The following is a 22191-nucleotide window of genomic DNA, read 5'->3' as shown; positions in this document are numbered from 1 at the left end:
GAGCACCTCCTGAAATGCACCGCAGTGCGAAAGTTGATTGTTGGTTCATGGACCTGCCTGCGCAAGCCCCTTCGAGGCCGCCGCCCGCCGTGGCTTGCGCCGCAGCCGGCGCCAGCCGATCACCACGCCGCTGGCCGAGGCTACCGCACCGACCACCGACAGCAGCCACATCACGACATCCCAGGCCGGCCGGTACTGGATGAGCCAGGGAAAGTCGAGGCTGTGCGCCGCGTTGAAGAGCCAGCGGCGCAGGCGCGAGTTGCTGTCGTTGCTGCCCGCCACCTGCCCGCTGGCCGGGTCGATGTAGACCCGGCTGCGCGCGGCGTCGTCGAACTGCAGGCGCCACACGGGCACGATGCGCTCGCGGTGGTGGCCGTACCAGTGGAAGTCTTCGCGCGTCTGGAGCACCGCCTCGGTGACACGGGCGCCGGGACGCAGCGCCGAAGCGGCGCGCACGATGTCGTCCCTGGCAATGGAAGCAGGCGCGCCGCTGGCGGCATCGACCACCCACGCGCGCACCTGCGCATCGCGCAACTGCAGCAGCGGCCGGCCGTCGAACCACAGCAGCATGGCCTCGCGCGGCGCGGCGGCGCCCCCGCCGTGCGGCAACGATGCCGGCGGCCAGGGGAACGGCGACACCCCAGCACCGCTGTAGCGGGCCATCGCCGCCGCGTCGCCCGGCCCGCGCTGGAACCAGCCGTTGGGGTTCATCGAGAGCCAGCCGCTGATGATCCAGGTCAGCACGAAAAAGCCGCCGATCAGCCCCGCGATGTGGTGCCAGGCCATCCACCCGCTGTACGGCGTGACCGATCCGCTGCGAAAACGCCTGCGCAGCCGCACACGCAGGATGCCGATGACGATGCCCGTCACCGCCGAGACGATGCACGCCGCCGACAGCCACACGACCACGTCGTGCCACAGGGGCGGGTCGGCGCGCAGCGGCGTGAAGTAGATCCAGTGCGGCACCGAGCCCAGCCAGTTCCAGAAGCGCTCGGAGCGGTTGCTGTCGCGCACCACTTCGCCGTTGCGCGAAGACACGTAAAGCTCGGTGCCGGCCGCGTCGCCAAGCTCGATGCGGTGCAGCGGGCGCAGCGGGTTCAGGCCCTGAGGCACGGTCCACTGGTCGCGCTCCAGCGTCTCGGCCCAGCGCGCGCCCGGCCGGCCCGAAAACGCGCGCGCGATGGCTTCGGCCTGCGCGGCATCGACCGGGCCCGGCACACGGCCGTCGCGCGCCGAGACCGTATGCCGGCCGCCGTGCGCATCGACGATGCGCCACACGGGCTGCGGATCGGTGCCGCCCTGCATCTCCAGCACCATGCGCCGGGGCGGCTGCGCGCGTGCGGCGGGCGGCAATGCATCGAGCGCGGCCGCGGGCGACACCGTTGCCTGCGAAAAGCGCAGCGGCCCCAGCCCGGCCAGCCGCTCGGCGTCCGTCAGGTTGGGATACCCCACGTACATCATCACCACGCCCGAGACGAACCACATGACGAACAGCAGGCAGCCGCCGATGCCCAGCCACCGGTGGGTCCAGTAGAGGCCGTGCCGGATGCGCGGCCAGGCGCGGCGCCATGCGGAAGTCATGCGCGCGTCGCTCAGAAATCGACCAGCGCCGAGAGTTCGAACGAACGCGGGCGTCCCAGCAGCCACTGGTTGCCGCCGTTCGAGAACGACACCGCATAGCGCCGGTCGGCCAGGTTGTAGGCGCGCAGCGCCAGCTTCAGCGAAGGGTTCGCCTGCCAGCTGAGCGAAGCGTCGGCCACGGTGTACGAGCCGATCTTGCGCGAGTTGGCGGCGTCGACCTGGCGCGGGCCGACATGGCGCACGCCGAACGCGGCCTCCCACTGCGGCAGGAAGCGCCAGTTGAGCCACAGGTTGGCCGTCTGCTCGGGCACGCCGCTGGGCGTGTTGCCCGCGCGCGAGATCAGCCTGCCGCCGACCACTTCGTTGAAGTCGTCGTAGCGCGCGCGCAATCTGGCGATGTTGGCCTCGAGGTCCAGCGTGGGCGTGAGCGCCATGTCCAGCGTGGCCTCGATGCCCTCGGACGACTGCCGCCCGATCTGCTGCGTCTTGCCCGGGTCGCTCGCGTCGCGCGACAGCAGCTTGTTCTTCTCGATGCGGTAGGCCGCCACGGTCCAGGCGCCGCGGTTGTCGGCGAACTGGCGCTTGTAGCCGACCTCGACCTGCCGGCCGGTGCTGAGCTCGAACGGCACCTGCGTGGCCGAGGTGCTGATGAGCGAGGTCAGCGGATCGGCCGCGCGCGCCACCTGCGCATAGAAAGACTGCGACGCATCGGGCGCATACACCACGCCCAGGCGGCCGGTGGCGTACTCGAAGGTCTTGCCCAGATTGTTGGCCGCGTTCTGCAGGTCGGCGCGGGCGATCTTCGCGTGGTCCCAGCGCAGGCTGCCCACCACCGACCATTGATCGTCGAAGGCCAGCTTGTCTTCGGTGAGGAAGGCGTAGGTGCCGGTCCTGGTCCGGTAGCGAGGCGTGTAGGCCACGGGCGAAACGTAGTAGCCCGGGTTGAAGACGAAGGGGTCCACCACCGATCGCCCACCATAGGGCGAATCGTTGGTGTGCTGGAAGTCGATGCGGTTCACGTCGAAGCCCACCAGCACCTGGTTGGCCAGGCCGAACAGGCCGTGTTTGAAGGTGGCGTCGGTGCGGTTGCCGATCTGCTCCTGGTCGTGGCCGATCTCCAGGTAGTCGCCGCGCGTCACGCGGCGCGTGGTGGCGCTGTAGGTGTAGGTCTCGCTGTTGCGCCAGTGGCGCTTGCTCTCCAGCCGGTAGAGCTGGTTGCGCACGGTGACCGAATCGTTCGGCGTCCACTGGGCGTCGAGGCGGGTCCACTTGTCGAGGTACTTGATCTCGGAATCGTCGAGGTTGTAGTTCTGGCGCAGCATCTGGCTGCTCAGGCGGCCGTCGATCAGCGGCACGCCGTAGTAGCGCTGCGGCGACTGCCGGCCCTCGTCGTGCGAGAGCGTGAACTGCAGTTGCGGCGACACGTCGAGCCGCACCGCCGCGCCCACGGCCAGGCTCTCGGCCTGGCCGCGCTGCATGAAGCCGTCGGTCTGGCGGTGGCTGATGTCGAAGCGGTAGGAGAGCCTGTCATTGATCGCGCCGCCGCTGCCGAAAGCCACCTGGCGGGTGGCGTCGGAGCCGACGGTGAGCAGCGCCTGGTTCTGGATCGGCCCGCGCGTGGGCTTCCTGGGCACCACGTTGATCGCGCCGCCGATGGCGCCTTCGCCGTACATCACCGAGGCCGCGCCGCGCAGTACCTCGATGCGGTCGACCGACCAGGTGTCGAACGGGAAGGTGACGGTTCCCGCGCCCGCGTACAGCCGCGTGCCGTCGAACAGCTGCATCACCGAGCCGTGGCCCAGGAAGCCGCGCGCCGCCATCGCGGTGCCGCCGTTGCCGGGGCCGGGCGAACCGGTGATGCCGGTGGCGCGGGTGGCGGCATCGATCACCGAGGCGTCGCCGCGTGCGCGGATGGTGTCGCCGTCCAGCACCTCGATGCTGGCCGGCGTTTCCAGCGGCGTCAGGCCCAGGCGGCTGCCGGTCTGAGTGGTCTCGTCGATGGCGAGCCGCGTATGGCGGTCGGCCTCGACCTGCACCGGCGCCAGGCTCTGGCTGCCGTCGGCCTGTGCGAGGGCCGCGGCAGGCCCGAGGGCGAGCCCCAGCCCCAGTGAAATACCCGAAAGCCGCACGCTTTGCGGCGCGCCCGTGCGATCGCGCGATGGCGATGCCTGTCGGCTCATGTGATCTCTCCTCCGGCCCGCGTCCCCGCAGGCTCCTCTGTCCGAAAAAGGACGAGGCGGGAGAAGCGGAGGGGCGATGACGGTCCAGGCGCGAGCGCGGAGGCGGCAGGCCCGGACACGCACTCCCGCAGCGTCCGAAGGCGGTTTCCAAGGCCGGTATCCGGGCTTGCGGAGCGCTCCGACGCGCGAAATGCGCATCGGAGCAGAAACCCTCGCCTTCCCACGCCGAAGCGCAGTGGCCGCCGGCCTCTTCAAGGAGGCGCCGGCTTGAGGATTCCCGATCCGCTGACCGTTGCGGGGGCAGCGCAGGAATGACCGGGTCGGCTATGACCCGGCGCACCTGCTTCCCGTTTAACCCCGGCGCCATGGCATGGCGGGCGGGGCACCTTCGAACCGTGTTGACTGGTTTGATTCGTGAGAATTAACAAACCATAACCGCGAAATTATAAGTAGCCGCTATTGCCGTCGGGTCCGAACAGGCGCCGCATCACCGCCACGCCGGCCACCAGCGCGTTCGAATAGCTGGCGTAGGGCTCGAGCGCCGCTTCCAGCGGCTCGTAGAAGTGGGAGGCGTCTCCGGGCTCTCCGGCGACCGCTTCCATCAGCACCCAGTAGAACTCCCCTTTTTCCAGCTCATGGACAGTGAGCGCGATGTTTCTCTGTGTGTGCATGGAATGGATTGGGCAGTGCTTATTGGTGAATGGGTGGAGGCCAAGGCCGGTTGACAGCTTCCGGGCTTCTCCTACAGAGGGGATTCCCCGTGCAGCCTATGTTTTTATGTTTTGCACATGCACAAGCAGGAGACAGCATGAAGAACTTCACTCTCGAACCCGGCATGCGGGCAACCATCGGCGGAGCCTTCTATCCGACCGGCTACTCGATGGTCATGTTTCCGGACGCGGAAGATGCCCAGCGCGTCGGCCGCGGGCTGATCGAGCAAGGCACCAGCGGCGACGACGTCTACCTGCTTCCCGCGCAAACCGTGCTCTCCCAGATCACGCCCACCGTGGAAACTGCCGACGACCCCCTGCCCTCCGCCGGCACCGAAGGCGCGACCGTGCGCGCATACACGAAGCTGGCGCGCGAAGGCCACACGGCGCTGCTGGTGAAGACCGAGGACAGCGAAGCGGCCGAGCAGCTCATGGTGCTGGTGCGCACGGTGCCCTACTCCATCGCGCAGCGCTACCGCACGCTGGTGATCGAAGACCTCTGAGTTCGTCAGGCCGGGGCCGCCATCGACACGGCCCGCTGGACCACGTCGCGCGCCATGGCCTGCGCGAGTTCCTGCTCTCCCAGGAACACGGTCACGGCCGCCTCGCGCGTGAGCAGCGCGGCTTCCTGTTCGTTGTGGCTGCGGATCACGGTCTGGATGGTGGGGTTGAGCGTGCGCGCAGTCTCGATCATCTGGCGCACGTTCATGGCGTCGGGCGTGGCAACCACCAGCACGCGCGCGCGGGCCACGTGCGCCTGGATCAGCACCGCCGGATCGGCGGCATCGCCCCACACGGCCGGCGTGCCGGCTTCGCGCAGCTTTTCGACCAGTTCGCGGTTCTGCTCGGCGACCACGTAGGGAATGTCGTTGGCGTCGAGTTCCGCCGCAATGCGGCGACCGACGCGGCCGTAGCCCACCAGCACCACCTGCCGCGACAGGTACTTGGCCTCGGTCGTCATGGGCAGTTCGGCCAGCGGGTCGTCGCGCGACTCGAGCCCGCGCGCGAACGACGAGTGCGCATGCAGCCATTTCTGCATCGGCCCGATCAGGCTGAACCACAGCGGGTTGGTGGCGATGGAGATGAGCGCGCCCGCCAGCACCAGGCTCTGCCCCTCCACCGGCAGCAGGCCGAGCGACACCCCCAGCCCCGCCAGGATGAATGAGAACTCCCCGATCTGCGCCAGGCTCGCGCTCACCGTGAGCGCGGTGCCCAGCGGGTAGCGGAACACCAGCACCAGCGCGCAGGCCGCGAGCGACTTGCCCAGCACGATCACCAGCACCACCGCCAGCACCTGAAGCGGCCGCTCGATCAGCACCGATGGATCGAACAGCATGCCGACCGACACGAAGAACAGCACCGCGAAGGCGTCGCGCAGCGGCAGGGACTCTTCCGCCGCGCGGTGCGCGAACTGCGACTCGCGCATGACCATGCCCGCGAAGAAGGCGCCCAGCGCGAACGACACGCCGAACAGCGCCGCCGACGCGAAGGCGATGCTCACGGCGGCCGCCACCACGCACAGCGTGAACAGCTCGCGCGAACCGGTGCGCGTGACCTGCCAGAGGATCCACGGGAACACGCGCCGCCCCACCACCAGCATCAGCGCCACGAAGCCGCCGACCTGCAGCAGCGTGAGACCCAGGGTCTGCCACAACGGGTCGGCCGGCCCTTCCTGCGCGGCATGGCCGCCCAGCGTGCCGGCCAGCGGCGGCATGAGCACGAGCACCAGCACCATTGCCAGGTCTTCGACCACCAGCCAGCCGATGGCGATGCGCCCGGTGAACGAATCGAGGATGCCCAGGCTCTCGAGTGCGCGCAGCAGCACCACCGTGCTGGCCACCGACAGCGCCAGGCCGAACACCAGCGCAGCGCCGGGGCTCCAGCCCCACCACATGGCCAGGCCGCCGCCGAGCAGCGTGGCCACCGCGATCTGCGCGAGTGCGCCGGGCAGCGCGATCTTGCGCACCGCCAGCAGGTCGTCCAGCGAGAAATGCAGGCCGACGCCGAACATCAGCAGCATCACGCCGATCTCGGCGAGCTGGGCGGCAATGCCCGCATCGGCCACGAAGCCCGGTGTGAACGGGCCGATGATCACGCCGGCCAGCAGGTAGCCGACCAGCGCCGGCAGCCGCAGCTTGGCCGCCAGGAAACCGAATACGAGCGCAAGCCCCAGGCCGGCGGCAATGGTGTTGATGAGGGAGACGCTATGGGGCATCGCTCCATTTTGCAGGAACGATGCCCAACCTTCGAGGCTGGCAGGACTCTTCACGCAACACCGTGGGACCGGCTTTACCGCCGGGCCGCTGGTGTTGCAGGGGGCTGCTCCCCGGCTATCCGGCCATCTTGCTGCTGCGCGCGGCGTCCAGCGCCTCGGGCTCCTGCGCCTCGACCCAGGTCTCGTTGTTGAGCCCTGCCTGCAGCCGGTTCTCGTCCAGCTCGTTGGTCCACTTGGCGACCACGATGGTGGCCACGCCGTTGCCGATCAGGTTGGTGAGCGCGCGGGCTTCCGACATGAAGCGGTCGATGCCCAGGATGAGCGCGAGCCCCGCCACCGGCACATGGCCCACGGCCGACAGCGTGGCCGCCAGCACGATGAAGCCGCTGCCCGTGACGCCCGCGGCCCCCTTCGATGTGAGCAGCAGCACCGCCAGCAGCGTGATCTCCTGCGTGAGCGTCATCGGCGTGTTGGTGGCCTGCGCGATGAACACCGCCGCCATCGTCAGGTAGATCGACGTGCCGTCCAGGTTGAACGAGTACCCCGTGGGAATGACCAGGCCCACGCAGGTCTTGTTGGCGCCCAGGTTCTCCATCTTCTCCATCATGCGCGGCAGCACCGATTCGCTGGACGACGTGCCCAGCACGATCAGCAGCTCTTCCTTGATGTACTTGATGAACTTCCAGATGCTGAACCCGTGGAAGCGCGCGATGAGCCCCAGCACCACGAAGATGAACAGCAGGCAGGTCAGGTAGAAGGTGCCCATGAGCTTGCCCAGCGAGAACAGGCTGCCCAGCCCGTACTTGCCGATGGTGAAGGCCATCGCGCCGAAGGCGCCGATGGGCGCCAGCTTCATGATGTAGTTGACGATGCCGAAGAGCACGTGCGAGCCCTTCTCGATCACGTCGAACACCAGCGTGCCGCGCCCGCCGAAGCGGTGCAGCGCGAAGCCGAACAGCACTGCGATCAGCAGCACCTGCAGGATCTCGCCCTTGGCGAACGCGTCGACGATGGTGTTGGGGATGATGTTCAGGATGAAGTCGACCGTGCCGGTCATCTTGCCGGGGCCGGTGTACGAGGCGATCGACTTGGTGTCGAGCGTGGCCGGGTCGACGTTCATGCCGGCGCCGGGCTGCAGCACGTTGACCAGCACCAGCCCGACCACCAGCGCGATGCTGGAGACGACCTCGAAGTACAGCAGCGCCAGGCCGCCGGTCTTGCCGACCTTCTTCATGTCTTCCATGCCCGCGATGCCGACCACCACCGTGCAGAAGATGATCGGCGCGATGATCATCTTGATGAGCTTGATGAAGCCGTCGCCCAGCGGCTTCATCGCTTCCCCGACCGAGGGATAGAAATGGCCGAGCAGCACGCCGATGATCACCGCGGTGATCACCTGCACGTAGAGGGAGCGGTACAGAGGGAGCTTCTTGGCGGATTTACTTGTTGTGTTTTCCATGGATGCCTCCGGAGGATTCGGAACTGTAGGTTGCGTCGGATCAGGTTTCCATTCGTAGAAGCCGCATCGTGAACAAAAAAACCCGCCGAGGCGGGTTTTTTCTTCAGGTGCCGGTCAGCATGTTCAATGCATGTGCAGGCCGCCGTTGACCGAGAAGTCGGCCCCGGTGCTGTAGCCGCCCTCGTCCGTGGCGAGCCACGAGATGATCGAGGCGATTTCGCTCGGCTCGCCCAGGCGCTTGACCGGGATGGTGGCCACGATCTTGTCGAGCACTTCCTGGCGGATGGCCTTGACCATGTCGGTGCCGATGTAGCCCGGGCTCACGGTGTTGACCGTCACGCCCTTGTTGGCCAGTTCCTGCGCCAGCGCCATGGTGAAGCCGTGCATGCCGGCCTTGGCCGCCGAATAGTTGGTCTGGCCCGCCTGGCCCTTGGCGCCGTTCACCGAGCTGATGTTGATGATGCGGCCCCAGCCCTTCTCGACCATGTCGCCCACCACCTGCTTGGTGACGTTGAACATGCTGTTGAGGTTGGTTTCGATGACCGCGCTCCAGTCCTCGGGCGTCATCTTGAGGAACATGCGGTCACGCGTGATGCCGGCGTTGTTGACCAGCACGTCGATGGGGCCGTGCGCTGCCTTGGCGGCGGAGAAGGCTTCGACGGTGGATTGCCAGTCGCCGACATTGCCGACCGAGGCATGGAACTCGAAGCCTTCGGCTTTCTGTTCGGCGAGCCACTTGGCGTAGTCGCGCGTGGGGCCGCAACCTGCGACCACAGTGAACCCGTCCTTGTGCAGACGCTGGCAGATGGCTGTTCCGATGCCCCCCATGCCCCCGGTGACATATGCAACTTTCTTGCTCATGAGAATTCCTTTATGTACGTAGCAAAAGCCTGAACGGCCGCCTTCACTCTAGCGAGTTTCGGACCACCGAACTCTGAGGAAAACACTGAGCCAAGCTTGCAACCAGCTGTCACGAAGCGTGGCTTCAGCGCAGACTCTATCCTCGCATCGCCCGCGCACCTGCAGTTCTTGCATGACCACCAACGCCACGGAAATATCAAGGAGTTCGAAAGTATGAATTTCGGGATCATCATCTTCCCCGACGTCGAAGAGCTCGATTTCGTCGGTCCATGGGAAATGCTCACCATGTGGAGCAAGCTGGCCGGCGGTCCCGCCAACTGCCTGATCGTGGCCGAGAAGCGCGAGCCGGTGGCCTGCGCCAAGGGCCTGTCGGTCAACCCGCACGTGTCTTTTGCCGACTGCCCGCCGCTGGACTACCTGCTGGTGCCCGGCGGCATGGGCACCCGGCGCGAGGTCGACAACCCGGTGCTGACCCGTTTCCTGGCCGACCAGGCGCCCACCTGCCGCGCGCTGCTGTCGGTGTGCACTGGCGCCTTCGTGCTGCACGCGGCCGGGTTGCTGTCGGGCAAGACCGCGACCACGCACTGGGGTTCGCTCGACCGACTGCGCGCGCTGGGCGACGTGAAGGTGGTCGAGCAGCGCTTCGTGCGGGACGGCAACGTCTGGACTTCCGCCGGGGTTTCGGCCGGCACCGACCTGATGCTGGCCTTCATCGCCCACACCGCGGGAGAGGAAGCCGCCGCCAAGGTGCAGCTGCAGGCCGAGTACTACCCGGCCGACACGGTCTACGGCAGCACGGCGAGCCACGAACGCGCGCCGGCCTACGTGAAGCGCCCCGGCACCCCGTTCGCCAAGCCATGAGAACGCAGCCCTCCTCCATCTCCACCCCGGAGCAACTGGCGGTGCTGGCCGCGCGCGTGGGCGGCCTGCTGCGTGCGCGTGGCCAGACCGTCTCGGTCGTCGAATCCTCGGCCGGCGGGCTGGTGTCGGCCGCGCTGCTCGCCGTGCCGGGCGCGTCGGCGTATTTCAGGGGCGGCGCGGTGGTTTATTCGCGGCGCGCGGGCCGGGCGCTGCTGGGCCTCACCGCCGAAGACATGGCCGGCATGCGCGGCGAGACCGAGCCCTACGCCCGCCTGGTCGCCGGCCGGGTGCGCGACAGCCACCACACGAGCTGGGGCATCAGCGAAAGCGGCGCCGCCGGACCGGCGGGCAGCCCCTACGGCGACGCGCCGGGGCATGTGTGCCTCGCCGTGGTCGGCGGCGCGGCCGCGGTGAGCCGCACCATCGAGAACGGCGGCACCGACCGGCCGCTCAACATGGACCTGTTCGCGCGACAGCTGCTCGCGCTGTTCGAAGAGACGCTGCGGGCGCAGCCCGAAGAAGCCCCGCCCGCCTGAAGCGAAGGCTCAGTCCGCCTGCACGCCCGCCGCGCGGATCACCTTGCCCCACTTGTCGACTTCCGCCGCGAGGTGCGTGCGCAGGCTCTCCGGCGTCTGCTTGTCCAGCGGCACGATCTCCGAGCTGAGTTCGGCCAGGCGGTGCTTGACCATGTCGTCCTGCAGCGCGGCTCGCAAGGCGACGTTCAGCTTCTCGATCACCGCGGGCGGCGTGCCCTTGGGCGCGTAGATGCCATGCCACACCCGCACGTCGAAGCCCTTGAGGCCCTGCTCGTCCAGCGTCGGGATGTTCGGCATGCTCGACAGCCGCTTCGGCGTGGTCACGCCGAACACCTTCACCCGGTTGCCGTCCTTGATGACAGGCGCGGTCTGCGTGGTCTGGTCGCACAACAGGTCGACCTGCCCGCCCATCAGGTCGTTCAGCGCCGGGCCCGCCCCCTTGTAGGGCACGGTGGTGAGCTGCACGCCGATCTGGTTCATGAAGAGCAGCCCGCACAACTGCGACACCGCCCCCACGCCCGCGTTGGCCAGCGTGACCTTGTCCTTGTTCGCCTTCACGTAGTCCAGCAGTTCCCGGTAGTTGCTGGCCGGGAAGTCCTTGCGCGACAGCAGCGTCATCGGTACGTCCAGCACCTGGCCGACGTATTCGAAGTCCTTCAGCGGGTCGTAGTTGAGCTTCTTGTAGAGCGCGGGCGCGGTGGCCATGCCCATGTGGTGGATCAGGATGGTGTAGCCGTTGGGCGCCGCCCGGGCCACGCGCGCCGGCGCGATCGTGCCGCCCGCGCCCACCGTGTTCTCCACGATCACCGTCTGCCCGAGCGACTTGCCCATCGGAATGGCGAGCATGCGCGCCACCACGTCGGTCGGGCCGCCGGCGGAATACGGCACGACCATGGTGACGGGCTTGTCGGGCCACGCGGCCTGCGCCGAGGCGGGCGATTGCGCCGCCAGCAGGCAGGCGCCCGCCGAGGCGGCCGCGATCAGGGTCTTGAATTTCCAGGTCTTCTTGGTTGCTGTCACTTCTTTGTCTCCTATGGTTATGGGCAGGTATCTGTCTCAGGACGGTGGCGGGGCATCGAGCGCGAGCAGCCGCTCGGCGAGCCGCACGACGGGCGCGTCGACCATGCGGCCGTCGAGGCTGACGACGCCGCCGCCCGATGCCCGCGTCGCCTCGATCACGCGGCGGGCCCAGGCCAGTTCGTCGGCGCTCGGGCCGAGTGCCGCATGCACCGGCGCGACCTGGTCGGGGTGGATGCACAGCTTGGCGCCGAAGCCGCCGCGGCGGGCGCGCGCGGTGTCGGCCGCGAGGCGCTGCGCGTCGCGCCAGTCGGGCGTCACGCCGTCGATGGGTGCGGGCAGCCCGGCGCGGCGCGTGGCGAGCAGCAGTGCCAGCCGCACCGGAACCAGCTCGGCTTCGTCCGCTCCGCAGGCCAGGCCCAGGTCGGCCTGGAAGTCGAGATTGCCGAAAGCCAGGCGCAGCACCTGCGGGGCGGCGGCGAGCTCATCGATGGAAGCGAGCCCGGCGGCCGATTCGATCAGCGGCACCAGCACGCCCCGAGGCCCGATGGCTTCCCCCAGCCGCGCCAGGTCTTCGGCGTTTTCGGCCTTGGGCAGCACGACGCCCGCGATCAGGCCTTGCCTCACCAGCTTGCCGACCTGCGCGCAGTCGTCGCCGTGCCACGGCGTGCCCTGGGCATTCACGCGCACCAGCAGGCGGCCGCGCTGGGCGGCCGGCAGTGCGGCAAACGAGGCCTCGAGCCCGTCGCGCGCCGCCACCTTTCGCTCGGGCGCCACGGCGTCTTCCAGGTCGACGATCACGCCGCCCGCGCCGGTCGCCAGCGCGCGGGCATGGCGCTCGGGCCGGTCGGCCGGCACGAAGAGGAAGGCGCGCGCCAGCGCCAAGGGCCCCAGGGGAGCCAGGGACGCGAGGGAACTGCCGCTCACACCGCCCCCGCCTCGCGCAGCGCCGCGATGTCCGCGTCGCTGCGCCCCAGGCCGCGCAGGATGGCGTCGGTGTGCTGGCCGACCGCCGGGATCGGGTCCATGCGGTAGTCGAACGCGCTCTGCCGCCCGGCCGGCAGCAACGCGGGAATGTCCCCGGCCGGCGAGCCCACCTGCCGCCAGCGCTCGCGCGCCTGCAGTTGCGGATGCGCCCAGAGGCCGGCCATGTCGTTCATGCGCGCATTGGCGATCTGCGCGGTGTCGAGCCGCTCGAGCACCTGCGCGGTGCTCAGCGCGCCGAAGGTCTCGACGATCACCGCGCGCAGGGTTTCACGGTGCTCGTTGCGCCGTGCGTTGCTGTCGAAGCGCGCGTCGGTCGCGAGCCCCGGCTGCAGCAGCACCTTCTCGCAGAACACGCGCCATTCGCGCTCGTTCTGCAGGCCCAGCATCACCGTGCCGCCGTCGCCCGCCGGGAACGGACCGTAGGGATAGATGGTCGCGTGCGACGCGGCGCTGCGCGGCGGCGGCGGTGCGCCGTCGTAGGCGTAGTACATCGGGTAGCCCATCCATTCGGCCAGCGACTCCAGCATCGACACGTCGATGTGCGAGCCCTTGCCGGTCTTGCCGCGCTGGAGCAGCGCCGCGAGGATGCCGGTGTAGGCGTACATGCCCGCCGCGATGTCGGCGATGGAATTGCCCGACTTGCAGGGCTCGTCGGGCGTGCCCGTGACAGACAGGAAGCCGGCCTCGCTCTGGATCAGCAGGTCGTAGGCCTTCTTGTCGCGGTACGGGCCGTCATCGCCGTAGCCCGAGATGTCGCACACGATGAGCCTCGGATGCTCCGCCTGCAGCGCCTGTGCGCCGAGCCCCATGCGCTGCGCCGCGCCGGGCGCGAGGTTCTGCACCAGCACGTCGGCTTCGGCCAGCAGCTGCCGCAGCACCTCGAGCGCGGCGGGCTGCTTGAGGTCAAGCGTGATGCTCTCCTTCGAGCGGTTGACCCACACGAAGTGCGAGGCCTCGCCGCCCACGCGCTCGTCGTAGGCCCGCGCGAAGTCGCCGGCGCCGGGCCGCTCCACCTTGATGACGCGCGCGCCGAGGTCGGCCAGCTGCCGGGTGCAGAACGGCGCGGCAATGGCATGTTCGAGAGAAACGACGGTGATGCCGTCCAGTGGTCGGGTCATGTGTTCGTCCTCCCTCTTCAGCCCAGCACGGCCGTGGCCTGCATCGTGAGCCAGCCGTCGGCGTCTTCGCCCCAGAGGCTGAATGTCTTGCCGTCCGCACCCGGCTTGCCGTGCACGCGGAACGGCGCGGTATCGAAGGTCGGGCGGACCGCGCGGAACTCGAAACGCGCGAGCTGCGCGTCCGGCACGTTGCGGCGCAGCAGGTCGACCAGCAGCGTCGCGATCAGCGGGCCGTGCACGATCAGGCCGGGGTAGCCCTCGACCTGCGTCACGTAGCGCCGGTCGTAGTGGATGCGGTGGCCGTTGAAGGTCAGCGCCGAGTAGCGGAACAGCAGCACGTCGTCGGGCGCGATGTCGCGGCTGAAGGCGGCGTCCTTAGGCGCCGGCGTGGGTGGCGGGCCCGATTCGCCGGGCTGCGCGGCGGCGCGGTAGACGATGTCGTGCTCCTCGGTCAGCGCCAGGCCGCGCTCGTTGCGCACCTCGTGGCGCACCAGCACGAACACCAGCTCGCCAGTACGGCCCGCCTTGTGCGTGACCGACGCGATGGTCGAGGTGCGCTCAACGTTGTCGCCGACCCGCAGCGGATTGCCAGCCTCCCAATGGAGCCGGCCGCCGGCCCACATGCGGCGCGGCAGCGGCACCGGCGGCAGGAAGCCGCCGCGCCGGGCGTGGCCGTCCTCGCCGATTTCCGACTGGCGGTGGTGCGGCAGGAAGTAGAGCCAGTGCCACAGCTCGGGCAGGCGCGTGCCGGCCGCGGGCGCGGCATCGTCGCGGTCGAGGGTGGCGGACAGCGCGCGCACGGGCGCGGCGGTGATGTCGTCGGCCAGCGTTTCGCTGCGGCCCTGCCAGGCCTGCAGCTTTGCCAGGGCGTCGTCGTCGATCAGGCGGGGGTTCGGGGAGTTTTGCTCGCTCATGGGTGGGGGTTGCTTCGATGCTTCGGTTCAATCGACCGCGGCGCCGGATGCCTTGACGATGCGCGCCCACTTGGCGAGGTCGTCCTGCAGCAGCTTCGCGAACTGTTCGGGGGAGGTGTCGGGCGCGATCTCCACGCCCTGCTGGTCCAGCTTGTCGCGCAGGTCCTTCGAGGCCAGCGCCTTGCGCGTGGCGTCCTGCAATGTCGCGAGCACGTCGGCCGGAACGCCGGCGGGCGCGAACAGGCCGATCCACAGCGTGCCGTTGTAGCCGGGCACGGCCTCGGCGATGGTGGGCACGTCGGGCAGCACCGGCGAGCGCTTGTCGGCGCTCACGGCCAGCGCGCGCAGCTTGCCGGCCTTGATGTGCGAGAGCGCCGAAGGCAGGCTCGCGAACACGATCGGCAGTTGCCCGCCCAGCACGTCGTTGAGCGCGGGCGCCACGCCCTTGTACGGCACGTGCTGCAGCGAGATGCCGGCCATGCTGTTGAGCATTTCGCCGAGCAGGTGGTTGAGCGTGCCGTTGCCGGCCGAGGCGTACTGGTAGTTGGCGCCCTTCTGCCGGGCGAGCTTCAGGAACTCGGCGAAGTTCTTTGCCGGAAACGACGGGTTGACCAGCAGCACGTTGGGCACCGCGCCGATCAGCCCGACGGGCTTGAAGTCTTTGACCGGGTCGAAGCCGGTGTTCTTGTACAGCGCCGGGTTGATGGCCTGGCTGCTGCTGATCGTCATGAGCAGGGTGTAGCCGTCCTTCGGCCCCTTGGCCACCAGCTGCGTGCCGATGTTGCCGCCTGCGCCGGGCCGGTTGTCGACCACCACGCTGGCGTTGTTCATCACTTCGCCGACCTTCTGGCCCACGAGCCGCCCGACGATGTCGTTGGTGCCGCCGGCCGCCTGCGGCACGACCAGCGTGACGGGGCGCGAGGGGTATGGCTCGGCGCTGGCCGCAGCCGGCTGCACCAGGGTGGCCGCGGCGGCGAGCGCCAGCAGCGCGAATGCGCGAAAGCTCATGTTTCTTGTCTCCATGGCCGCATGGTCGTCGGCGCCACCCGCGCGCGCAATCTGCGAATTCGGAACCCAGCCTTCTGCGATTCCGAAGGCTTGACTAAGATCAGGCGATGCTCTTCGACCTCACCGACCTGCGGCTCTTCGTGGCCACGGCCGAACTCGGCAACCTCACGCGGGCCGCCGAGCGCCAGCACCTGTCGCTGGCCGCCGCCAGCGCGCGCATCAAGGCGCTGGAAACGCAGGCCGGCCTGCAACTGCTGCAGCGCGAGGCCCGCGGCGTGCGGCTCCTGCCGCCGGGAGAAGCCTTCCTGCACCATGCCCGCCTCGTGCTGCACCAGACGGAGCAGCTGCGCGCCGACCTGCTCGAATACGGCGGCGGCCTGCGCGGCCACCTGCGCGTGTTCGCCAACACCACGGCCGTGACCGACTTCCTGCCCGAGATCCTGCCGGGCTTTCTTGCGAACAACCCGCGCATCAACGTCGACCTTCAGGAAAAACCGAATGCTCAGATTCCGCGCGGCGTGCTCGACGGCCGCGCCGACATCGGCATCGTCGCCGGCCGGGTCGACACGCTGGGGCTGGAAGCCATCCACTTCAGCACCGACCGGCTGGTGCTGGTTACTTCGCGCAAGCACCGCTTCGCCAGGCGCCGCAGCATCGCCTTTGCCGAGACGCTCGACGAGGACGCCATCGGCATGCAGCAGGGCAGCACGCTGCAGACCTTCCTGGCGCAGATCACCGACAACCTGGGCAAGCGCCAGAAGCTGCGCATACAGCTGGGCAGCTTCGACGCCATGTGCCGGATGATCGGCAGCGGCGTGGGCATCGGCGTGGTGCCCGAGTCGGCCGCGCGGCGCAACCAGGACAGCATGCAGCTCGCGCTGATCGACCTCAGCGATGCATGGTGCGTGCGGGAGCGCTACCTGCTGGTGCGCGACCGGGCGGCGTTGCCGATCTATGCACAGGCGCTGGTGGAAACCTTGTGCCGTCACTACGCCGACGAGGCGCGGACGCTGGGGCAGCCCGATTCACCCTAAGTTGCGCGCGAAACCTGAGCCGATGCGCGTATTCCCCATTTTCTGTGCACAACTTTGGGGGTAACTCATGAGGAGCATTGTAAAAGCGCTGCAACTCGTTGTTTTATATAGATATTCCACACTTTGCTCAAAATTTGAGCGGTGCACAACCTTGGCGCCCGAACACCGGACAGAAGGCATTTTTCTGCCCGGATTCCTAGCAGAGGATCGCTGGAGCGCGACCTGAACGCACGATGCAGAGCAAAATTTTTTCGCTGCGTGCCGCCAACTTGCGCGCGGAACCGCACCCGCCAGGGTTACTCCCCATTTTCTGTGCACAACTTTGGGGGTAACTCAGGTGGAGCCTTGTAAAAGCAATCTAAGTTGTTATTTTATAAGGGGATTCAACAACCTGCCTAAATTTTGGGCGGTGTACAAGATGCTTCGGGCGCACCGCCGATACCGGGCTTTCAGGGCTCAGTAAGGCGGCGCCTTGCGCCCTCTCTGCGCCCGTGCCGCCTCGGTCCACCAGGCCAGGTCGTCAGCGAACCGGCCGAACGATCGGTCGAGCGATTCGCCCGCGCTGCCCGTGGGCTTGCCCTGCGCGGCGAGCGTCTGAGAGATCGGCCCGACCGCGAGCGTGCTCGACACCACGACCATGCCCATCTCCGACAGGATCGAATGCCACACCGTGCCCGAGCGCACACCCGAGAAGCGCCCCGCCGAGTAGCTCGCAACCGCGGCGGGCCGCCAGAACCACTCCTCCAGGAAGTGGTCCGTCAGGTTCTTGAGGCCGGGCTGCGGGCCCCAGTTGTATTCGCCGGTCACGAAGACGAAGGCGTCGGCCGTGCGGATCTTTTCGGCCAGGGCTTCCATCGCCGCCGGCGCGGTGCCCTTGGGGTACTCCTTGTACATGCGGTCGAGCATGGGCAGGCCGACGGCCTTGGCGTCGATCAGCTCCGCCTGCGCGCCTCGCCCGTTGAGCCCCGCGACGATGTAGTCGGCCAGGCGCACGCCCATGCGGTCGGACCGGTACGAGCCGTAGAAGACCAGGATCCTGTCGCTCATCGAAGCTCCTTGTTTGTTGCGGGTTGGCTCAGGCCGGCGGTTGCAGCTTGTCCTGCGTACGGGTGTCGAAGTCGCTGGCGTCATGCCGCTCGAGCAACTGGCTCGACGGCTGGCCCCAGGCGCGATTGACCATGCGGCCGCGCTGCACCGCGGGGCGCTGCGCGATCTCGTCGGTCCAGCGCAGCACGTTCTTGTATTCGCCCACCTGCAGGAACTCGCCCGCTTCGTACAGCTGCCCCTTGGCCAGCGTGCCGTACCAGGGCCAGACGGCCATGTCGGCAATGGTGTATTCGTTGCCGGCCAGGTAGCGGCTCTCGGCCAGCCGGCGGTCGAGCACGTCGAGCTGGCGCTTGACTTCCATCGCGAAGCGGTCGATGGCGTATTCGATCTTCGTGGGCGCATAGGCGTAGAAGTGCCCGAAGCCGCCGCCCAAATAAGGCGCGCTGCCCATCTGCCAGAAGAGCCACGACAGGCATTCGGCGCGCGCCGCGCGCTCGGCCGGCAGGAAGGCACCGCCGAACTTCTCGGCCAGGTACTGCAGGATCGCGCCCGACTCGAACACCCGGACGGGCGCCGCGCCGCTGCGGTCCAGCAGCGCCGGGATCTTGGAATTCGGGTTCACCGCCACGAAGCCGCTGCCGAACTGGTCGCCGTCGTTGATGCGGATCAGCCAGGCGTCGTACTCGGCGCCGGCATGGCCCAACGCCAGCAGTTCTTCCAGCATCACCGTGACTTTCACGCCGTTGGGCGTCGCGAGCGAATAGAGTTGCAGCGGGTGCTTCCCGGTCGGCAGGTCCTTGTCATGGGTGGCACCCGCGATCGGGCGATTGATGTTCGCGAAGCGGCCACCGCTTTCCTTGTTCCAGGACCAGACAGTGGGCGGCGTATAGGCGGTCGTGCCATTCATGCGATGAATTCCAGGAGTTGGACAGACGATGATCATTCTCTACGACTGCGCCACGGCGCCCAGCCCGCGGCGCGCGCGCATCCTGCTTGCCGAGAAGGGCATTGCCCATGAAACGGTGCAGGTCGACCTCGTGCGCGGCGAACAGCTGGGCGCCGCCTACCGCGAGATCAATCCGCAATGCACGGTGCCCGCGCTGCGCACCGAGGAAGACGGCCTCCTGACCGACAACGCCGCCATCGCGGCCTGGCTGGAAGCGCGCTACCCCGAGCCGCCGCTGCTGGGCCGCACGCCAGCCGAAAAAGCCGAGATCGCCAGCTGGAACTGGCGCGTGGAATTCGAAGGCCTGCTGGCCATTGCCGAAACGCTGCGCAACGGCTCGCCGGCCATGGCCGACCGCGCCCTGCCCGGCCCGGTGAACTACGCCCAGATTCCCGAGCTCGCGCAGCGCGGACAGGCGCGCGTGCAGCACTTCTTCGAGACGCTGAACGAGCGGCTGGCCGGCCGCGAATTCATCGCCACCGACCGGTTCAGCATTGCCGACATCACCGCCGTGGTGGCGGTGGACTTCGCCCGCGTGGTGCGGGTCAAGCCGGGGGAGCAGCACCCCGAGCTGCTGCGCTGGCGTGCCGCGATGGCGCAGCGGCCGTCGATGTCGCGCTGAGCGGCGACACCGACGGGCGCAAGCGCCCGGTTGCTGCGATCAGCGTTCGATCGTCAGCGCCACGCCCATGCCGCCGCCGATGCACAGCGACGCGATGCCCTTCTTGGCGTTCTGGCGCTGCATTTCGTGCAGCAGCGTCACCAGGATGCGGCAGCCCGACGCGCCGATGGGATGGCCGATGGCGATGGCGCCGCCGTTGACGTTCACCTTGTTCACGTCCCAGCCCATTTCCTTGTTCACGGCACAGGCCTGCGCGGCGAAGGCTTCGTTGATCTCGAGCAGGTCGAGGTCGGCGGCCTTCCAGCCGGCGCGCTGCAGCGCTTTGGTCGACGCGGGCACCGGGCCCATGCCCATGATGGCGGGGTCGAGGCCGGCGGTGGCGTAGCTGGCGATGCGGCCCAGCGGCTTCAGGCCGAGCGCGGCGGCCTTCTTGGCCGTCATGACCATCACGGCTGCGGCGCCGTCGTTCAGGCCCGAGGCATTGCCCGCGGTCACGCCGCCGGCCTTGTCGAAGGCGGGGCGCAGGCCGGCCAGGCCTTCGGCGCTGGTCTTGCGGTTGATGAACTCGTCGGTATCGAAGATGACGGGGTCGCCCTTCTTCTGCGGAATGCTCACGCCGACGATCTCGTCCTTGAACTTGCCGGCGTCCTGCGCGGCCGCGGCCTTGGTCTGGCTGCCCAGTGCCAGCTCGTCCTGCGCGGCGCGGTCGATGCCGAACTTCTTGGCCACGTTCTCGGCGGTAATGCCCATGTGGTACTGGTTGTAGACGTCCCACAGGCCGTCCACGATCATGGTGTCGACCAGCTTCCAGTCGCCCATGCGCTGGCCGTTGCGCGAATTGGGGAGCACGTGCGGCGCGGCGCTCATGTTTTCCTGGCCGCCGGCAATCACGATCTCGCTGTCGCCAGTGGCCACGGCCTGAGCCGCCAGCATCACGGCCTTCAGGCCGGAGCCGCACACGGCGTTGATGGTGAGCGCCGGCGTTTCCTTGGCGCCGCCGCTCTTCAGCCATGCCTGTCGCGCGGGGTTCTGGCCGGCGCCGGCCGCGAGCACCTGGCCCATGATGGCCTCGCCGACCTGTTCGGCCGTGAGGTTGGCGCGCGCGATCACTTCCTTGATGACGATGGCGCCCAGCTCGGTGGCAGGAATGCCGGCGAGCGAGCCGCCGAACTTGCCGACAGCCGTGCGCGCGGCCGAAACGATGACGATGTCTTCCATGAGGTTCTCCGTTGAAGTGATTTGAAATCTGTTGCGCTCAGGCCTTGGCCTTCACATAGCGGCCCGGCGCCGGCTCGATGGCCTTGTAGGCCTTGCCGTTGCCGTACGCCTTGGGCGCGGGGATCTGTTTGCCCGCGTGTCCCTTGAGCCATTGTGCCCAGTCGGTCCACCAGCTGCCCGGGTGTTCCTGCGCGCCGGCGAGCCATTCGGCCTGGGTCTTGGGGAACTTGCCGTCCTCGCGGATCCAGTGGCTGCGCTTTTTCTTGGCGGGCGGGTTGATCACGCCGGCGATGTGGCCCGACGCGCCCATCACGAAGCGCTTCTTGCCCGGCAGCAGCTGCGTGGAGGCATAGGCGCCGCCGATGGGCACGATGTGGTCTTCGCGCGAGCCGTAGATGTAGGCCGGAATGTCGATGCTGCCCAGGTCGATCTTCTGGCCGCACACGGTGAGCGCGTTGGGCTTGGCCAGCTTGTTCTCGTGGTACGTGTTGCGCAGGTACCAGGCATAGAACGGCCCCGGCAGGTTGGTGGCGTCGCTGTTCCAGTACAGCAGGTCGAACGGCGGCGGGGTCTCGCCCTTGAGGTAGTTGCCGACCACGTAGTTCCAGACGAGGTCGTTCGGCCGCAGGAAGCTGAAGGTGGAGGCCAGGTCGCCGCCGGGCAGCAGGCCGCCCTTGCCGAGCTGCATTTCGCGGTACTGCACCATCTGCTCGTCCACGAAGATGTCCAGGATGCCGGTGTCGCTGAAATCGAGGAAGGTGGTCAGCAGCGTGACCGACGCGGCCGGCTTCTCGCCGCGCGCCGCGAGCACCGCCAGCGCTGTGCTCAGGATGGTGCCGCCCACGCAGAAGCCCAGCGTGTTGATCTGCTTGCTGCCGCTGATCTCCTGCACCGTGTGGATCGCCTTGATGGCGGCGTTCTCGATGTAGTCGTCCCAGGTGGCCTTGTCCATCGACTCGTCGGGATTGCGCCAGCTCACCACGAACACGCGGTGGCCCTGCTCGTTCGCATAGCGAATGAGCGAGTTCTCGGGCTGCAGGTCGAGGATGTAGAACTTGTTGATGCACGGCGGCACCAGCAGGAACGGCCGCTCGTACACCTTGGCGGTGAGGGGCTTGTATTCGAGCAGCTGGAAATAGTCGTTCTCGAAGACCACCGCACCCTCGGTGGTGGCCACGTTGCGGCCCACCTCGAAGGCGCTCTCGTCGGTCATGCTGACGTGGCCCTGCTTCATGTCGTGCAGCAGGTTCTGGATGCCCTTGGCAATGCTCTCGCCCTGCGTCTCGATGGCCTTCTTCTGGGCCTCTGCATTGAAGGCGAGCGAATTGCTGGGCGACGAGGCGGCCATCCATTGCTCGACCGCGAAGCGCATGCGCGCCTTGGTCTTCTCGTCGGCGTCGATGGCCTCGGCCATGCTGAGCATGGTGCGGCCATTGAGCAGGTACACGGCCGCCGAGAAGGCCGACAGCGGGTTGCTGCCCCAGGCTTCGCTGGCGAAGCGCTTGTCGCCTTCGGGCCTGGCGTCGAAGCCGCGGCGCCAGAGATCGGTTGCTTCTGCAACGTACTGTTGCTGGATGGCCTTGAGCTTTTCGGGGTCGATGGACAGCTTCGGCAGCTCGGGCAGCTTCGACGGCGACATCTGCGGCATCTGCCACAGCGGCGTGCCGCCGACATTGAAGGCCGTGGCCCCCTGCGTGGCGGATTGCTGGAATGCTTCCAGCGCCTTGGTCCATCCCTCGGTCATTGCTTGCTGGAAGGGCGCGAACGCATCGGCCCCCGCGGCTTGTTGCTTCATCATGTCTCCTGGTCCTCGCCTGAAACGAAACGGATGGCTTGCGTGATTTGAGTATCCTGCATTCACAAGGCACCCACAACGC

At 68.1% G+C, this 22191-nt stretch carries 20 protein-coding genes and 1 riboswitch; of the genes, 5 read left to right on the top strand and 15 right to left on the bottom strand.

Going from position 1 to position 22191, the window contains the following annotated elements:
- Window positions 1–45: 45 nt before the first annotated feature.
- The 3 genes from C4F17_RS02385 to C4F17_RS02375 form a co-directional block, all read right to left on the bottom strand.
- The gene (locus C4F17_RS02385; RefSeq protein WP_106934146.1) at window positions 46–1581 is read right to left on the bottom strand and encodes a PepSY domain-containing protein; all 1536 of its coding nucleotides are present in this window, start codon (window positions 1579–1581) and stop codon (window positions 46–48) included.
- Window positions 1582–1592: 11 nt separating this feature from the next.
- Entirely contained in the window at window positions 1593–3761 is a 2169-nt protein-coding gene (locus C4F17_RS02380) for a TonB-dependent receptor (RefSeq protein ID WP_106934145.1), read from the bottom strand.
- Between the two features lie 134 nt (window positions 3762–3895).
- A riboswitch (cobalamin riboswitch) is annotated at window positions 3896–4165 on the bottom strand.
- Window positions 4166–4204: 39 nt separating this feature from the next.
- Window positions 4205–4432 carry a hypothetical protein gene (locus tag C4F17_RS02375; RefSeq protein ID WP_081269073.1) on the bottom strand — a complete coding sequence of 76 codons (228 nt, stop codon included), beginning with the start codon at window positions 4430–4432 and terminating at the stop codon, window positions 4205–4207.
- A gap of 137 nt (window positions 4433–4569) precedes the next feature.
- Here C4F17_RS02375 and C4F17_RS02370 point away from each other — a divergent pair, with 137 nt between their 5' ends.
- Window positions 4570–4974: a hypothetical protein gene (locus tag C4F17_RS02370; RefSeq protein ID WP_081269074.1), complete on the top strand. Its 405-nt coding sequence runs from the start codon at window positions 4570–4572 to the stop codon at window positions 4972–4974.
- A 5-nt stretch (window positions 4975–4979) separates the two neighbouring features.
- Here C4F17_RS02370 and ybaL read toward each other — a convergent pair whose 3' ends face one another.
- The 3 genes from ybaL to phbB form a co-directional block, all read right to left on the bottom strand.
- On the bottom strand, window positions 4980–6686 hold the full coding sequence (ybaL, locus tag C4F17_RS02365; RefSeq protein WP_081269075.1) for a YbaL family putative K(+) efflux transporter: 1707 nt from the start codon (window positions 6684–6686) through the stop codon (window positions 4980–4982).
- Window positions 6687–6801: 115 nt separating this feature from the next.
- Window positions 6802–8145 carry a dicarboxylate/amino acid:cation symporter gene (locus tag C4F17_RS02360; RefSeq protein WP_081269076.1) on the bottom strand — a complete coding sequence of 448 codons (1344 nt, stop codon included), beginning with the start codon at window positions 8143–8145 and terminating at the stop codon, window positions 6802–6804.
- 123 nt (window positions 8146–8268) lie between these two features.
- Window positions 8269–9006, bottom strand: a complete 738-nt coding sequence (gene phbB / locus C4F17_RS02355; RefSeq protein ID WP_081269077.1) for an acetoacetyl-CoA reductase — start codon at window positions 9004–9006, stop codon at window positions 8269–8271.
- 213 nt (window positions 9007–9219) lie between these two features.
- Here phbB and C4F17_RS02350 point away from each other — a divergent pair, with 213 nt between their 5' ends.
- Entirely contained in the window at window positions 9220–9867 is a 648-nt protein-coding gene (locus tag C4F17_RS02350) for a DJ-1/PfpI family protein (RefSeq protein ID WP_106934144.1), read from the top strand.
- Window positions 9864–10403 carry a CinA family protein gene (locus C4F17_RS02345; RefSeq protein WP_106934143.1) on the top strand — a complete coding sequence of 180 codons (540 nt, stop codon included), beginning with the start codon at window positions 9864–9866 and terminating at the stop codon, window positions 10401–10403. Before C4F17_RS02350 ends, C4F17_RS02345 begins: the two co-directional genes overlap by 4 nt.
- Window positions 10404–10412: 9 nt before the next feature.
- On the opposite strand, the gene C4F17_RS02340 is transcribed toward C4F17_RS02345, so the two are convergent.
- From C4F17_RS02340 to C4F17_RS02320, 5 genes are read right to left on the bottom strand one after another with little or no spacing between them, the layout of a single operon-like run.
- On the bottom strand, window positions 10413–11423 hold the full coding sequence (locus C4F17_RS02340) for a tripartite tricarboxylate transporter substrate-binding protein (protein WP_106934142.1): 1011 nt from the start codon (window positions 11421–11423) through the stop codon (window positions 10413–10415).
- Window positions 11424–11459: 36 nt separating this feature from the next.
- Window positions 11460–12347: an HpcH/HpaI aldolase/citrate lyase family protein gene (locus C4F17_RS02335; protein WP_234382503.1), complete on the bottom strand. Its 888-nt coding sequence runs from the start codon at window positions 12345–12347 to the stop codon at window positions 11460–11462.
- Complete coding sequence (locus C4F17_RS02330; protein WP_106934141.1) at window positions 12344–13525, bottom strand: CaiB/BaiF CoA transferase family protein; 1182 nt, start codon at window positions 13523–13525, stop codon at window positions 12344–12346. The genes C4F17_RS02335 and C4F17_RS02330 overlap by 4 nt, the downstream gene beginning before the upstream one ends.
- 17 nt (window positions 13526–13542) lie before the next feature.
- Window positions 13543–14439, bottom strand: a complete 897-nt coding sequence (locus C4F17_RS02325) for an FAS1-like dehydratase domain-containing protein (protein WP_106934140.1) — start codon at window positions 14437–14439, stop codon at window positions 13543–13545.
- A 27-nt stretch (window positions 14440–14466) separates the two neighbouring features.
- Window positions 14467–15447, bottom strand: a complete 981-nt coding sequence (locus C4F17_RS02320; protein WP_106934139.1) for a tripartite tricarboxylate transporter substrate binding protein — start codon at window positions 15445–15447, stop codon at window positions 14467–14469.
- Between the two features lie 107 nt (window positions 15448–15554).
- On the opposite strand from C4F17_RS02320, the gene C4F17_RS02315 reads away from it, so the two are divergent.
- Window positions 15555–16481, top strand: coding sequence for a LysR family transcriptional regulator (locus tag C4F17_RS02315; protein WP_106934138.1), 927 nt, complete (start codon window positions 15555–15557; stop codon window positions 16479–16481).
- Between the two features lie 456 nt (window positions 16482–16937).
- On the opposite strand, the gene C4F17_RS02310 is transcribed toward C4F17_RS02315, so the two are convergent.
- Window positions 16938–17528, bottom strand: coding sequence for an NADPH-dependent FMN reductase (locus C4F17_RS02310; RefSeq protein WP_106934137.1), 591 nt, complete (start codon window positions 17526–17528; stop codon window positions 16938–16940).
- A gap of 28 nt (window positions 17529–17556) precedes the next feature.
- Window positions 17557–18435: a glutathione-dependent disulfide-bond oxidoreductase gene (gene yghU, locus C4F17_RS02305; protein ID WP_106934136.1), complete on the bottom strand. Its 879-nt coding sequence runs from the start codon at window positions 18433–18435 to the stop codon at window positions 17557–17559.
- A gap of 28 nt (window positions 18436–18463) precedes the next feature.
- Here yghU and C4F17_RS02300 point away from each other — a divergent pair, with 28 nt between their 5' ends.
- The gene (locus C4F17_RS02300) at window positions 18464–19096 is read left to right on the top strand and encodes a glutathione S-transferase family protein (protein WP_106934135.1); all 633 of its coding nucleotides are present in this window, start codon (window positions 18464–18466) and stop codon (window positions 19094–19096) included.
- A 39-nt stretch (window positions 19097–19135) separates the two neighbouring features.
- On the opposite strand, the gene C4F17_RS02295 is transcribed toward C4F17_RS02300, so the two are convergent.
- Window positions 19136–20314, bottom strand: a complete 1179-nt coding sequence (locus C4F17_RS02295) for an acetyl-CoA C-acetyltransferase (RefSeq protein ID WP_081269580.1) — start codon at window positions 20312–20314, stop codon at window positions 19136–19138.
- Between the two features lie 37 nt (window positions 20315–20351).
- Entirely contained in the window at window positions 20352–22109 is a 1758-nt protein-coding gene (phaC, locus tag C4F17_RS02290) for a class I poly(R)-hydroxyalkanoic acid synthase (protein ID WP_106937415.1), read from the bottom strand.
- Window positions 22110–22191 lie beyond the last annotated feature (82 nt).

Source organism: Variovorax sp. PMC12, from assembly GCF_003019815.1.
Taxonomy (GTDB): domain Bacteria; phylum Pseudomonadota; class Gammaproteobacteria; order Burkholderiales; family Burkholderiaceae_C; genus Variovorax.
The sequence above is the reverse complement of the archived record's forward strand: the minus strand, read 5'-3'. Positions and strand labels throughout refer to the sequence as shown.